Genomic DNA, 13,159 nt, shown 5'->3' with positions numbered 1-13,159 from the left:
CGGAGCGGCCCAAGACCCGCGCGAGGTCGTCAGCCTCCAGGTTGCCACCTCGTTTCGGGGCTGCCACGCTTCGCCGATGACTCCGATGCGGTTCGTCGAAACCAGGCCCGGGAAGTTCTCATTGCTGCTGGACGCGGGGACGACACAAGTGGACGGACTCGTAGAGCAGCTTGGTCACGAACCGAACGGATACTTCTGGGAGGGCGTCGCGCGGTTCCTCGTGAAGACCGAGGCCCCGGCCCTCGACGGGCGGTTCGGCTACGACCCCGAAGGCGGCATGTTCTGCGCGTACGGCGAGGACCGAACCGCGCTCCAAGAGCTGGCCGAGCTGATCATCCCCGTCACCACCGACGGCGATCGCATGCGCACGCTCATCGCCTCGGCGGAGGCCGCCGGCTTCGAGTTCGACGACTAGCCTCAGCCCATCATCGTGGATCGCGGGCGCGGGTCGCCTCTGCGAATCGTCCGGCCGGTTCGGTGAGCATCTCGTGGGCCGCTTCGTACTCTGCGGGCACGGAAGCCTGATGGGGTGCCCCGCCGCGCGGGCTACCGCTTCACCCGGGCGGCGAGGCGGTCCAGGGCGGCCTGGGTTTCCGGGTGGTCGAAGAGCGTCGCCTGGGCGGCGTGCTCGGCGCGCAGCTGATCGACCAGGTCGCCGCGCACGGACCGGCGCAGCAGCCGCTTGCTCGACTGGACGCCGAGCGGGGGCATCGAGGAGATCCGCTGCGCGAGTTCCATCGCGCGATCGAGGAGCCGGTCGTCGGGGACGGCCTCGGAGACGAGCCCGAGCCCCTTCGCCTCAAGCGCCCCGACCAGGCGGCCGGTGAAGAGGAGGTCCGCCGCCGCCACCGCGCCGACCATGCGGGGCAGCAGGTGGCTGATGCCGAGTTCGGCGGTGAGGCCGAGCGGCGCGAACCCGGCGCCCAGCCGGGCGGACTCCCCGGCGATCAGGATGTCGTGCAGCAGCGCGATGCCGAAACCGCCGCCCACGGCGGACCCGTTGACCGCGGCGATCGCCGGTTTCTCCAGCTCCCACATCCGCAGCGTCCAGCGTCCGGCGTTGCCGAGGTCGTCCAGGCTCCGGCCGTGCGGGGACAGCGGCGGCAGGCCCTTCTCGCCGCCGACCGCGTCGCCGGTGAGCAGTTCGCGGGCCGGCGGGCGCGTCCCGCTGCCCAGGTCGGCGGCGTCCGCGCCGGCCGAGAACGAGGCGCCCGCGCCCGTGGTGACGACGACGTGGACGGTGTCGTCGGCGGCCGCCTCGTCGAACGCGGCCAGGAGGTCGCGCAGCATCGTGCCGCCGATGGCGTTGTGCCGGTGCGGCCGGTTGAGGCGCAGCAGGAGCACGCCTCCGTGGCGCTCGGTGAGGACGTCCGGCCCGGTGCCTTCGCTCATGCGCTCTCCTCAAGGTCCCACATCGCCTCGGTGACGCCCTCGTCGCGCAGGACGTGCTTCATGACGCGGCTCAGCGCGTTGACGGGAAGGTGATCGCGGACGTCCACGAAGCGGGGGATCGCGAAGTAGGCGACCTTGTCCTCCATGAACTCGCGGAACTCCCCGGGTTCCAGGGCCGCCCCGTCCGCGAGCACGATGCTCGCCTTGATGTCGTCGTCGCCGAACGGGCCCGGGACGGGGGACACGGCGACGTCGGCGACCGCCGGGTGCGTCCGGATGACGTTCTCCAAAGCCAGGGCGGAGACGTTCTCGCCGCGCCTCCGCAGCATGTCCTTCTTTCGGTCGACGAACGTGACGAAGCCGTCGGCGTCCAGCCGCCCGAAGTCGCCGGTGTGGTGCCACAGGTTGCTCCACGCGGCCAGCGTGATGTCGGGCTTCCCCCAGTATCCGCTGTACATCGCGTTCGGCGCCTTGGGCCGGACGACGATCTCGCCCGCCTCACCGAGCGGCACTTCGTTGTCGGCGCCGTCCACGATCGCGACCTCAAGCAGGGGCGAGACGAGACCGGACGTCCCGCGGGCCCGCACCCCGTCGGGCGCGCTGACGGTGATGGGCACGCACTCGGTCTGCCCGTAGCCCTCGGAGATGACCGGAGTGGCGAACCGCTCCTCGAATCGGCGCTGCTCGTCCTCCCCCATCGGCACCCAGACGGCCAGCCGGAAGGGGTGGGCGCCGTCCGCCGCGCTCGGCGGCTGCGCCAGCAGCAGGTTCCCCATCACCCCGACGCCCACGAGCGTGGTCGCGCCGTCGGCGGCGGCGTCGGCGACGAACGTCGAGGCGTGGAACTCCGGCGCGATACTGATCGACGCGCCGTTCACCAGGGCCGTCATGAAGGCGACCATCTGCCCGCTGGTGTGGAACATCGGGAAGCCGGTGTACATCCGGTCCTCCGGGACGCACCACTCGCGGACGCCGTAGGCGCGGCCGACCGACACGTAGTAGCCGGTGGACAGCATGCACCCCTTGGCGGCCGCCGTCGTCCCGGACGTGTACATGATCGACAGGAGGTCGCCCGGCGCGGAGACGGGCTCGAACGAGCGCCGCTCGCCCAGCAGGTCCGCGTAGGGGATCGCGGAGGCGGGGGGCGGGTCGTCCACCGCGACGCTGTGGACGATCGCGGTGCTCGCCAGGAGATCCTTGGCCGCCGCGTATCCGGGACCGTCCGCGATGAGCACGCGCGCACCGCAGTCGCCGAGCTGGTATTCGAGGAACTCGCCCTTGAGCCAGTAGTTCAGCGGGGCCTGCACCGCCCCCAGCTTCGCGACCGCCAGCAGGATCTCGACCGTCTCGATCCGGTTCGGCAGGAGTGTGGCGACCATCGCGCCCCGCCCCACGCCCAGGGACGCCAATCCGGCCGCGAGGCGGTCGGAACGGTCGTCGAGCTGGGCGAACGTGAGCCACTCGGAGCCGCACTTGACGAACTCCGCGTCCGGTTCGGCGGCGAGGCGCTCGCGGAAGACCTCGTCCACCGTCGCGCCGGCCGCGACGGTGCGTGCCTGATGGGGCGCCATGCTCACTCCTCGCTCAGCGTTCTCGTTCGGGTCGTCGGGCCGGTCACCGCCATCGCCGGTGAGCGGGGCTCGGAGGCGGCGTTCAGGCGATGTCGCCCGCCGACCTCAGCCGGACGATCTCGGCGGCGTCGATGCCGAGGTCGCCGAGGATCTCGTCGGTGTGCTGCCCGGACCTCGGAGGCGGCCCGCCGATCGCGGCCGGCGTCCGCCCGAAGCGCGGGGCCGGGCCGGGCTGGACGACCCCGAAACTCTCGACGAAGGTGCCGCGTTCCGCGTTGTGCGGGTGCTCGGGCGCCTCCCAGGGCGACAGCACCGGGGCGAAGCAGGCGTCGGCGCCGGCGAGCAGGTCGGTCCACTCCGCGCGGGTGCGGGTGCGGAAGACGGCGGCGAGCTTCTCCCGGAGTGCCGGCCAGGACGCCTCGTCGTTCTGGGTCTCCAGGTCGATGTCCAGGCCGAGGCGCGTCACCAGGTTGCGGAAGAACTTCGGCTCGATCGATCCGACCGACACCCACGCGCCGTCCGCGGTCTCGTACGTCTCGTAGAACGGCGCCCCGGTGTCGAGCAGGTTCCGGCCCCGCTCCGCACCCCACTGGCCCATGGCGCGCATGCCGTACATGAAGCTGTTCAGCAGCGCCGCCCCGTCGACCATGGCGGCGTCGATCACCTGCCCGCGGCCGGACGACGCGCGCTCGGCGAGCGCCGCGCAGACGCCGGCCGCCAGCAGCATGCCGCCGCCGCCGAAGTCGCCGACGTAGTTCAGCGGCGGGACGGGCGCGTCGCCCGCGCGGCCGATCGGCCACAGCACCCCGGCCAGGGAGATGTAGTTGATGTCATGGCCGGCATGCGCCGCCCATGGACCGTCCTGGCCCCAGCCGGTCACCCGGCCGTAGACGAGCCGCGGGTTCCGCGCCAGGCAGACGTCCGGCCCGAGGCCGAGGCGCTCCATGACGCCGGGCCGGTAGCCCTCGACCAGCACGTCGGCCCGCTCCACCATGCGCAGGACCAGCTCGGCCCCGCCGGGCCGCTTCAGGTCGACCGCCACCGAGCGGCGGCCGCGGGAGAGGACGTCGGCGGGCGGCTGAGCGCCGTCCCCGTCGTTCCCGTCGTCCGCGCCGACGCGGTCGACGCGGATCACGTCGGCGCCGAAGTCGCTCAGCATCATCGCGCAGAACGGGCCCGGCCCCATCGCCTGGATCTCGAGCACCCGGACGCCTGCCAGCGGCCCCGTGGCCTGGGCTGTCATCGGCACACACTCCACCTTAACTAACCAACCATTGGGTTGATTAAAGCAAGACTCCTGGACCGATGGCAACACTCGCGATCCGGCCGCTCCCGGTTTTCGTCAACCTTATGGTTGGCTTACCGGAGCCGGTCGCCGCTCATCCGGGCGGCGCCGGACAGGAGGTGCGAATGACCGAGAGCGACAGACCGCAGCCGCACGTCGCGATCCCGTTGAACGGCTACTGGACGGAATGGAGCGCACGCGCGGCACGAAACGCCGCCCCGGGCTGGGCCGACCTGGTGGAGGAGATGGCCGGCCTCCAGGACGCCTTCGCCGCCGCCGCGCCGTCCCCGCAGGCCGTGGCGCGGGTGCGCTCGCTGGTGGAGCAGGCGCGGGCGGTACTGGCGCGGCACGAGGTCGGCGACGACGACCAGCTGTTCGGACGATTCCTGCCGGAGCCCCACCGGGGGCAGACCTTCAGCCCCCCGATCCGCCTGACCGCCGTCACCGAGCGCGCCCTGACCGGGGAGACGGTGTTCGGACGGTTCCACTCCGGCAACAACTCCGCGGCGCACGGCGGCGCCATCGCGCTGCTGTTCGACGACCTGTTCGGCCGCCTCGTCAGCGTCGGGGACATCCCGCCGGCCCGGACGGCGAACCTGTCGGTCAACTACCGCAGCGTGACCCCGCTCGGCGAGCCCCTCGCCGTCGAGGCGAGCATCGCGGACGTCGACGGGCGGAAACTGACCCTCACCGGCACGCTGCGGCACGGCGACCGGCTGTGCGCCGACGCGACGGCGCTGTTCCTCACCCTGCGCCCCGAGCAGATGTCGCCCGCCGGGGCCGGGGCGCCGCCGCCGTCCTGACGGGCCGCCGTCCTGACGGGCCGCCCGCGCCGGGGCCGTCAGCGGGCGGGCGCGCTCACGACCGGCCGCCGCGCCCGCCGGTGACGGCGCCCGAGCGGCGCGCCGGCTTCCGCGGCGCAGGCGGCGCCGGCTCGGCGGACGGCACCGCGATGATGCCGTTCATCACGAAATCGGTCAGCTCCTGGACCAGCGTGAGCTGGGCCTTTCCGGTCGAGGCGCGGAACCAGACCGGCACGTAGGCCAGGATGCCGACCACCGACGACATGATCATGGCGACGTCCACGGGGCGGAACTCCCCGGACCGCACCCCGGCGGTCAGCAGCTGCTTGGTGAAGTGCTCGTACCGGCGGACGCGGCGCCGCAGGTCGGCCGCCTGCTCGGGCGGCAGGTGCTTCTCCACCCAGGGCAGTTCCTGGAAGAACACCACGACCTCGTCGTGCTTGCTGGACACGTGGTCGACCTGGAGGCGCACCAGCTCGCGGGTCCGCTCGGTGATCGTGCCCTCGGCCGGGACCAGGTCGAGGAAGTCGAGCGTCGCGTCGACCTGCTTGGACAGCAGCTCGTAGAGGATCGCGCTCTTGGCCGGGTAGTAGTGGTACAGCGTCCCCTTGTTGAGCCCGACCTCGTCGGCGATCAGGTCCATCGTGGCTGAGCCGTAGCCGTACTCGCGGAAGAGCCGCGCCGCGGTGGCGCACACTTCCGAACGGCGGGACGGTCGTGGCAAGGGAGTCCTCCTGGCGAGCCCCCGGCCGCTGCGCGCCGGGGCCTCTCGCTGACTGCTGGTGAAGCCGGCGGGAAGGGGCACCCTTGCCAACCGACTGGTCGATATCTTACACCGGCGGGGCATCGGCTCAGGCGGCTATGACGACGCTGCTCCACGGGTCGACGGCGGCCGACTGGCCCGGCCGCAGGACGAGCGTGGTGTCGACGAACTCCACGATCGCCGGACCGGTCACCCGGGCCCCCGGCCGCAGCAGCCCGCCGTCGTGGACGGGGGTCGGCCGCGGAGCGGCGCCGAGTTCGTACCAGACCACGTCGCGTCCGCCCGAGGGCTCGGCGTCGTAGGGCTCGCCCGCGCCCGCGGCCGCGAGCCGGTCCGCGCTCACCCGGGCGCGGGCGCTCACCCGGATCGCCGTGATCATGAATCCGGCCTGCGGGTACCCGCTGCCCTGCCCGTAGAGCAGTTCGTACTCGCGCTCGAACGCCGCGATGAGCCCGCGGACCTCCGCGTCGCCGTAGACGCCCGGCGGAGCGGGGATCCGCAGCTCGTTGACCTGCAACCGGTAGCGCATCTCCACGAAGCGCTCCAGCACGACGCCGGTGTCCGGCGGCGACTCCGGGAGCGCCGAGCGGACCTTGTCCTCCAGGTGCTTCCACGCCGTGTTGAGCGCCTCCGGGTCGAACGGCGACGGGGTCAGCAGCGGCATGTCCTGCACGATCATGGCGTCCGCGGACGCCACGCCGAAGGCGGACCAGCCCGCGGCCAGGTCGCCGAGCGGCATGACCACGGTCCTGATGCCGAGCTTGCGCGCCACCATCGGGCAGTGGACGGCCCCGGCGCCGCCGTAGGCGTACATGACGCAGGCGCGCGGGTCGTAGCCCTGGTGGATGCTGGACAGGCGGATGGCGTCCGCCATCTGGTCGTCGACGATGCGCGCCGCGGCGGCGGCCGTCTCGACCGCGGTGAAGCCGAGCGGCCGGCCGGCGCGTTCGAGCGCCTCCCGGGCCGCGCCCACGTCCAGGTCGAGCGCGCCCCCGAGGAAGAAGTCGGGGTTCAGGTAGCCGAGCAGCAGGTCGGCGTCGGTCACGGTCGCCTGGGTCCCGCCGCGCCCGTAGGCGGCCGGGCCGGGGACCGCGCCGGCGCTGCGCGGGCCGACGCGGAGGCTGCGCGTGTCCTGGTCGTAGGCGACGATGGACCCGCCGCCCGCGCCCACCGAGCGGACGTCGAGCGTCGGCACGAAGTACTCGTACTGCCCGTACCGGGTGGTGGACCTGGTCACCGGCTCGCCGCGCCGGATCACCCCGACGTCGAACGTCGTGCCGCCGACGTCGCCGGTCAGCACGTTGACGGCCGTCCCCGCGCCGGGCGCCACGGCGCGCGCGAGCCGGCCCGCGCCGATCAGCCCGGCGACGGGGCCCGATCCGATGGTCAGCAGCGGCATCCGGCGGGCGTGGGCGACGTCGATCAGGCCGCCGGTGCAGGTCATGACCGACAGCGCGCCCGCGAACCCCAGCGCGCGCAGCTCCTCCTCCAGGCGCGCGAGGTAGCCGCTGGTGACCGGGCCGATCATGGCGTTGATCAGCGTCGCGACCGTGCGCTGGTACTCCCCGACCCGGGCCACGACGTCCGACCCGACCGAGACGAAGGCCGCGGGCGCCTCCTCGGCGACGATCCGCGCGAGGGCCCGTTCGTGGACGTTGTTCGCCGTCGACCAGAGCAGGGAGACGGCGAACGCCTCCACTCCGTCGGCGGCCAGCCCGCGGACGGTCTCCCGCGCGCGGTCCTCGTCCAGCTCCACGACGACCTCGCCGTCGGAGGCGATCCGCTCGTCGATCTCGGCGACGAGCGACTTCGGGACGAGCGGCTCCGGCTTCATGTGCCCGGCGAGGTGCGCGATCTCGCGGGGGTCCGATCCGACGAGCCGGTGCCCGGCCTGCATGGTGTAGGTGGTGTCCCGGTGCCCGGCGGTGGTCAGCAGGGCGACCTTCGCGACCCGCTTCTCCACGAGCGCGTTCGTGCCGACGGTGCAGCCGTGCAGGATGTCCTGCGCTTGGGACAGCAGCTCCGCGCGGGTGACGCCGAGGCGCTCGGCGACCGCCTCGATCGAGGCGACGAAGCCGCGGTGGAAGTCCGGCGGGGTGGAGGCGACCTTGCCGATGGCGATGCCGCCGTCGCCGTCCACGGCCACGCAGTCGGTGAACGTGCCGCCGATGTCGATCCCGATCGTGTAAGTGCTCATTGACCGTGCCGTTCGTCGCAGGGGCGGAGGTGCTTCACAGGAACCGGATCTCCTCTAGGGCGGGCTCGGAGCGGCGGGCGACCTCGCAGGTCATGAGCGTCCGGCAGCCGGGGCAGCAGTAGCGGCGCAGCACCATGTCCTCGTCCAGGAAGTCGCGGGGGTCGCCGCCGCGCGGGATGATCTCGACGCTGGTCTCGCTGATGCACAGGCCGGCCTTGTAGTCGCCGCGGTAGCCGGCGAGGACGGTCTCGCAGCGGGAGCAGGCGAGGACCCGGCGCCCGCCGTCGTCCCTCGCGGTGACGTATTCGTGGACCTCGCGGGGCGGCTCGCCGGTCGCGGGGGCGGACGGCGGCTCGGGCCACGGGCCGAAGCGGTCGGCGGCGCGCGGCCAGGTCCGCCGCTCGGCCTCGATCTCCGCCCGCCGCGCGGCCGTGGCGGCCTCGTCGACGGTCCCGTCGTCGCGGACGGCGACGCCGTACACGTCCAGCGCCGCCGCCCGGGACACGTAGTCGCCGACGACGTCGCGGGCCACGAGGGCCGGTTCCCGCTCGACGGGGTCGCCGTATCCGCCGCCGCCGCACACCACCAGCATCAGGACGTCCCCCGAGGTCAGGGGCGTCCCGTTGGACTTGGCGCGCAGCCGCAGGTGCTCGGCGCGGGACAGTTCCGCGACGCCGCGCGGCATGCGGCCGTCCTGCCACCGGGCTGCGACGTCCGTGCCGGTGAACACCTGGTAGTGGGCGGTCGGCGAGGGGTAGCCGCCGAACAGGCCCATCCCCTGGTTGGTGGAGATGCCCTGGCCGCCCGCGTTGGTGATCGCCTCGATGCCGAGCGCGCGGTAGGGGGTGAACGCGACCTCCATGCCGGCTCCCCCGCGCCACCGGCCCGCGCCGCCGCTGTCGCGGGCCTCCTTCCGGTAGAGGATGAGCAGGGGGTAGAACTGCTCGGTCTCCTCCACGTTGGGCATCCTGATCAGGGGGTCGATCGACAGGCCCGCGGAGTCCACCCCGTCCGCGTGGGCGCGTGCGCCGCCGCCCGCGCCGGCGCCCTCCAGCATCGCGGTGCCGAAGTAGTTCCCGCGGTCGTCCATGCCGGCGAGGACGAGCAGCGGATGGTCCGGCCCGGAGACCACCAGGTCCTGCTTCACCTCGGGGTCGCACGCCATGATCCGGGCGAAGAGGTTCTGCAGGCGTTCGAAGGCGCTGATGATGTTGAGGACGCCGCCGCTGACCGCCGCCGGGTAGTCGCAGCAGGTCAGCGTGCCGGGCAGCGGCCGGAAGTCGATCTGCCGGTCGGCGCCGCCGATCGAGAAGGTGTGCTCGTGCAGCAGGGTCAGCCCGGAGACGCCGAGGACGATCCCCATGAAGTTCATGAACGTGAACCCGTTGGGGCCCTCGCTCTGCTCCTCGGTCCCCTCGTTGTCGACGATCAGCCGGGAGCCGCGCTTGGTGACGTTGAACTGCACCCGGTGCGTCGTCCGGTCGCCGGGCAGCTTCTCGTCGAAGTAGAGCACCTCGCTCAGCGTGCAGTCCGGGATGCGCTCCAGCTTGCGGGCGAACGCGGCCTGCGCGTTGTCCATGATCCGGCGCATGGCCGCCTTCACCGTCGCCGCGCCGAACTCCTCGCAGGTCTCCTTCAGCCGGCGGGCCGCGAACCGGCAGCCGGCGAGCTGCGCCCGCAGGTCCAGCGCGACCATGTCCGGCATCCGGGACTGCCGCCGGTACATCTGCTCCAGGTCGTCGCGGAGGACGCCGCGCTCGATGAGCTTGAACGGCCGGAAGACGATCGGGTCGCTGAAGATGTCCGGCGCGTTCTGCGGCCAGCCGCCCGGCACGATCCCGCCCAGGTCGTACTGCTGCGCCGCGTTGGACACCCACGCGAACAGCTCCCCGCCGACGAACACCGGGGCGGCGATGCACACGTCCATCTGGTGGGACGCGCCGATCCACGGATCGCTGGCCAGGAACACGTCGCCGTCGTGGATGCCGGGGGATCCGCTGAACTTCTCCATCAGGTAGCGGACGACGAGCGGCGAACCGGTGTTGAGGTACTGGATGAACGGCGCGCTCATCACGATCTCGCCGTCCTCGGTGAGGACCGACATGTTGAAGTCGAGGCCCTGGAACACCGGCGAGCCGGACATCCGCGTGAGGGTGTCGCCGTGCGCGAGGTTGATGCTCCAGAGCCGGTTGCGCAGCACCTCGAACGTCACCGGGTCCATGTCGTCGTCCACGTCCGCGGCGAACCTGAGCTCGGGCGACACGCGGGTCTTCCAGTCCGCCGCCGGCCGGTAGCTGTGGACCAGGCCGTCCCAGACGATGTCGTCGTAGGCTTCGTCGTTCGGGCTCCGCACTTCGAGGGCCATCGCGCTCACGCTCCCGCGAGATAGTTCGACCGGATAGTTGGTTGGTATCGGGTGCCGTCGCGGCCCGCCGCCGAGGGGCGTCGCACGGCCGCTACGGGGCGGGTTCGGCCAGGTCGGCGGTGAGGGCCGTCATGCGCGTCCCCGCGTCGTCCCGCTCAGCGTCTTGCGCGCGTGCTCCAGCCAGGTGGCGGCGGCGGTGACGAACTTGGAGGTGTCGTAGTCCTCGCCCATCGCGCCGGATTCGTACCGCGTCCAGCTGCGCAGCCCCGTCGCGGCCAGCCGCCAGCACGCGAACGCCCGGTAGAACGCGATGCCGTCCAGGTCGGTCCCGGACAGCCGCGTGTAGTGGTCGAGGGCCTCGTCGACGGTGATCGCGCCGCGGGCGGCCGTGGGCATCCGGATGCCGAGCATGGCGTCGGCGGGCGGATCCCAGAAGGCCGCCATCATGCCGACGTCGGCCAGCGGGTCGCCGAGGGCGACCAGCTCCCAGTCGAGGACGGCGCGGATCGTGCCGTCCTCGCCGGTGATCGCGTTGCCGAGCCGGTAGTCCCCGTGGACGACGCCGCCGGGGCGGTCCGGCGGCATCCGGCGCAGCAGCTCGTCGCGCGTCGCCTGGAACAGCTCGATGACGCCCGTGCCGTCGCGGAACGGCAGGTCGTCGAGCACGCCGCTCCAGCGGCGGAACTGCCGCCGCACGTAGCCGGTGCGCGGGCCCAGGTCGCCGAGGCCGACGGCGTCCGGGTCGACGGCGTGCAGGGCGGCGAGCGCGGCGACGACGTCCCGCGAGGCGGCCGCGAGCGCCTCCGGGGTCACGCGGGCGGCGGCCTCGTCCGCGTCCGCGAGGACGTGCCCGGGGACGAAGTCGGTGACGTGGCACGGCAGTCCGAGCGGGTCGCCGGCGGCGCCGACGGCCCGCAGCCGCGGCACGGGGACCGGGGTGTCCCAGAGGGCCGCCATCGCGCGGGCCTCGCGGGCCGTGTCGTGCGCTCTGCCCCGGTGGGTGCCGGGCGGGCCGTGGCGCAGCACCCAGCCGTGCCCGGCCTGGTCGTCGAACCGCCAGGTGAGCATGGAGAAGCCGCCGGCGATGCGGGTGAACGCGAACGGCGGAACCGCTTCGGGGAGCGCGTCCGCCAGCCAGCGGGCGAGCGCGGGCGGGACCTCGTCCGCGAGCGAGCGGACGCCGGCCGTCAAGAGGCGCCCCGTCCGGTCGCCCGGCGGGCGTCCGGAAGGTCCGGGGAGGCGTTCATCTCCTCCTTGACCTGGACGCGGCGGTACTTTCCCGCCGCGGTCATCGGCAGCTCGTCGACGAGGCGCCACACGCGGGGGATCTTGAAGTGGGAGATCCGCTCCGACAGGAAGGTCTCGAACTCCTTCGGGTCGACGGGGTCGCCCCGCAGGACGACGCTCGCGCCGACGAGTTCGCCCCAGTCCGGGTCGGCGACGCCCACCACCGCGCAGGCCGCCACCTCGGGGTGCTCGGACAGCGCGGCCTCCACCTCGGCCGGGTAGATGTTCTCCCCGCCGCGGATGATGACCTCCCGGCTCCGGCCGCGGATCACGACGTTGCCGCCCGCGTCCATGGAGCCGAGGTCGCCGGTGCGCAGGAACCCGTCGCCGGGCAGGACCTCAGCGGTGTGCTCCGGCCTGCGGAAATAGCCCTTCATCACCATCGGCGACCGCACCAGGATCTCGCCGGTCTCCCCCGGCGCGACCGCTTCGCCGGTGGCCTGGTCGACGATGCGGACCTCGGTCGCCTCGACGGGCCTGCCGGCGGTGGTGGCCAGCGTCTCGGGGTCGTCGGACGGGGTGCTGCACGTGATGATCGGGCACTCGGACTGGCCGTAGGTGGTCAGCACGGTGGCGCCGACCTCGTCCAGGATGCGGCGGACGAGCCGCGGGCTGATGTCGGCGCCGCCCAGCGCGACGGTCTCGACCGTCCGCGCGGCGGCGCGGAGGCCGGGGCGGTCCAGGACGCGCTCGATCATGATGGGCACTCCGCCGAGGTGGGTGACCCCGGCGAGGGCCACCAGGCGGACGGTCTGGTCCGGGTCGAACCGGTCGACGACGACGAAGGCGCCGCCGCTGGTGAGCGCGCCGAGGACGACGTAGAGCGACCCGCCGATGTGGTGGTAGGGCACGCTGTTGAGGCACACCCCGCCGGTGGCGAGGTCGCGCCGTTCACGCAGGTGGGCGCTGTTGAGGACGGCGCGGTGGCTGAGGAGGGCGCCCTTGGCCCTGCCGGTCGTGCCCGAGGTGAACTGCATGAGGAACGGCGCGTCGGACGGGACGGAGACCGCCGAGGGCGGCGCGTCCGCCCGGCCGGACAGCTCCGCCAGCGGGCGCACGCCCGCGCCGCCGGCCAGCAGCCCGGCACGCTCCTCCAGCGGGACGCCCCGGCCGTCCTCGCCGGTGAACACCACCGACGGCTCGGCGAGCTCGATCGCCGCGGCCGCCTCGCCGTTGGTCCACGCGGTGTTCAGGGGCGCCAGCACCAGGCCGCGGAGGGCGCAGGCGTACTCCAGCAGCACCCACTCGACGCTGTTGCGGCCCCAGACGGCGACCCGGTCGCCGGGCTCCAGATCGCGGAGCCCGTGCGCCACCGCGTTGGCGCGCGCCTCCAGCTGCCCGTAGGTCAGCTGGCGCAGCGCCCCGCCCGCCTCCCACAGCACGGCCCGGCGGTCGCCGTCGACCCGCGCCCGGCGTTTCAGGACGTCTCCGATCGACTCCTCCAGCAGTGCCTCGCCCTCGGCGCCGGACCTTTCCGCTGCGCTCATCCCGGTGTC

10 protein-coding genes are annotated in these 13,159 nt (G+C 73.2%); 2 read left to right on the top strand and 8 right to left on the bottom strand.

The features are described from left to right. Positions 1–76 precede the first annotated feature (76 nt). Entirely contained in the window at positions 77–415 is a 339-nt protein-coding gene (locus ACA511_RS19495) for an Imm51 family immunity protein (RefSeq protein ID WP_375025817.1), read from the top strand. A 131-nt stretch (positions 416–546) separates the two neighbouring features. Here the strand turns inward: ACA511_RS19495 and ACA511_RS19490 are convergent, their stop codons facing one another. From ACA511_RS19490 to ACA511_RS19480, 3 genes are all read right to left on the bottom strand, one after another. After that, on the bottom strand, positions 547–1,392 hold the full coding sequence (locus tag ACA511_RS19490) for an enoyl-CoA hydratase/isomerase family protein (RefSeq protein WP_375025816.1): 846 nt from the start codon (positions 1,390–1,392) through the stop codon (positions 547–549). After that, positions 1,389–2,963 carry an AMP-binding protein gene (locus ACA511_RS19485; RefSeq protein WP_375025815.1) on the bottom strand — a complete coding sequence of 525 codons (1,575 nt, stop codon included), beginning with the start codon at positions 2,961–2,963 and terminating at the stop codon, positions 1,389–1,391. Before ACA511_RS19485 ends, ACA511_RS19490 begins: the two co-directional genes overlap by 4 nt. Positions 2,964–3,045: 82 nt before the next feature. Beyond that, a complete protein-coding gene (locus tag ACA511_RS19480) occupies positions 3,046–4,206 on the bottom strand; it encodes a CaiB/BaiF CoA transferase family protein (RefSeq protein WP_375025814.1) in 1,161 nt (386 codons plus the stop codon). Positions 4,207–4,373: 167 nt separating this feature from the next. Between ACA511_RS19480 and ACA511_RS19475 the strand changes: the two genes are divergently transcribed. Further along, the gene (locus ACA511_RS19475; RefSeq protein WP_375025813.1) at positions 4,374–5,051 is read left to right on the top strand and encodes a PaaI family thioesterase; all 678 of its coding nucleotides are present in this window, start codon (positions 4,374–4,376) and stop codon (positions 5,049–5,051) included. A gap of 55 nt (positions 5,052–5,106) precedes the next feature. Here the strand turns inward: ACA511_RS19475 and ACA511_RS19470 are convergent, their stop codons facing one another. The 5 genes from ACA511_RS19470 to ACA511_RS19450 all read right to left on the bottom strand — a co-directional run bounded on the left by ACA511_RS19470 (position 5,107) and on the right by ACA511_RS19450 (position 13,150). Beyond that, a complete protein-coding gene (locus ACA511_RS19470) occupies positions 5,107–5,775 on the bottom strand; it encodes a TetR/AcrR family transcriptional regulator (protein ID WP_375025812.1) in 669 nt (222 codons plus the stop codon). Between the two features lie 127 nt (positions 5,776–5,902). Beyond that, entirely contained in the window at positions 5,903–8,011 is a 2,109-nt protein-coding gene (locus tag ACA511_RS19465) for a hydantoinase/oxoprolinase family protein (protein ID WP_375025811.1), read from the bottom strand. Positions 8,012–8,045: 34 nt separating this feature from the next. Next, on the bottom strand, positions 8,046–10,376 hold the full coding sequence (locus ACA511_RS19460; RefSeq protein ID WP_375026285.1) for a hydantoinase B/oxoprolinase family protein: 2,331 nt from the start codon (positions 10,374–10,376) through the stop codon (positions 8,046–8,048). A 129-nt stretch (positions 10,377–10,505) separates the two neighbouring features. Beyond that, positions 10,506–11,567, bottom strand: a complete 1,062-nt coding sequence (locus ACA511_RS19455; RefSeq protein ID WP_375025810.1) for a phosphotransferase family protein — start codon at positions 11,565–11,567, stop codon at positions 10,506–10,508. Continuing rightward, positions 11,564–13,150, bottom strand: coding sequence for a class I adenylate-forming enzyme family protein (locus tag ACA511_RS19450; RefSeq protein ID WP_375025809.1), 1,587 nt, complete (start codon positions 13,148–13,150; stop codon positions 11,564–11,566). The genes ACA511_RS19455 and ACA511_RS19450 overlap by 4 nt, the downstream gene beginning before the upstream one ends. Positions 13,151–13,159: the final 9 nt, after the last annotated feature.

The sequence above is a fragment of the Actinomadura sp. GTD37 genome (assembly GCF_041951365.1).
Classification (GTDB): domain Bacteria; phylum Actinomycetota; class Actinomycetes; order Streptosporangiales; family Streptosporangiaceae; genus Spirillospora.
Note: the sequence above shows the minus strand (reverse complement) of the source record. Positions and strands in the feature narration are given on the sequence as shown.

What these genes read in the sequence shown, in the direction of transcription:
- ACA511_RS19495 (WP_375025817.1), top strand. Translation starts at nt 77, where the DNA reads ATGACTCCGATGCGGTTCGTCGAAACCAGGCCCGGGAAGTTCTCATTG.
- ACA511_RS19490 (WP_375025816.1), bottom strand. Translation starts at nt 1,392, where the DNA reads ATGAGCGAAGGCACCGGGCCGGACGTCCTCACCGAGCGCCACGGAGGC.
- ACA511_RS19485 (WP_375025815.1), bottom strand. Translation starts at nt 2,963, where the DNA reads ATGGCGCCCCATCAGGCACGCACCGTCGCGGCCGGCGCGACGGTGGAC.
- ACA511_RS19480 (WP_375025814.1), bottom strand. Translation starts at nt 4,206, where the DNA reads ATGACAGCCCAGGCCACGGGGCCGCTGGCAGGCGTCCGGGTGCTCGAG.
- ACA511_RS19475 (WP_375025813.1), top strand. Translation starts at nt 4,374, where the DNA reads ATGACCGAGAGCGACAGACCGCAGCCGCACGTCGCGATCCCGTTGAAC.
- ACA511_RS19465 (WP_375025811.1), bottom strand. Translation starts at nt 8,011, where the DNA reads ATGAGCACTTACACGATCGGGATCGACATCGGCGGCACGTTCACCGAC.
- ACA511_RS19460 (WP_375026285.1), bottom strand. Translation starts at nt 10,376, where the DNA reads ATGGCCCTCGAAGTGCGGAGCCCGAACGACGAAGCCTACGACGACATC.
- ACA511_RS19450 (WP_375025809.1), bottom strand. Translation starts at nt 13,150, where the DNA reads ATGAGCGCAGCGGAAAGGTCCGGCGCCGAGGGCGAGGCACTGCTGGAG.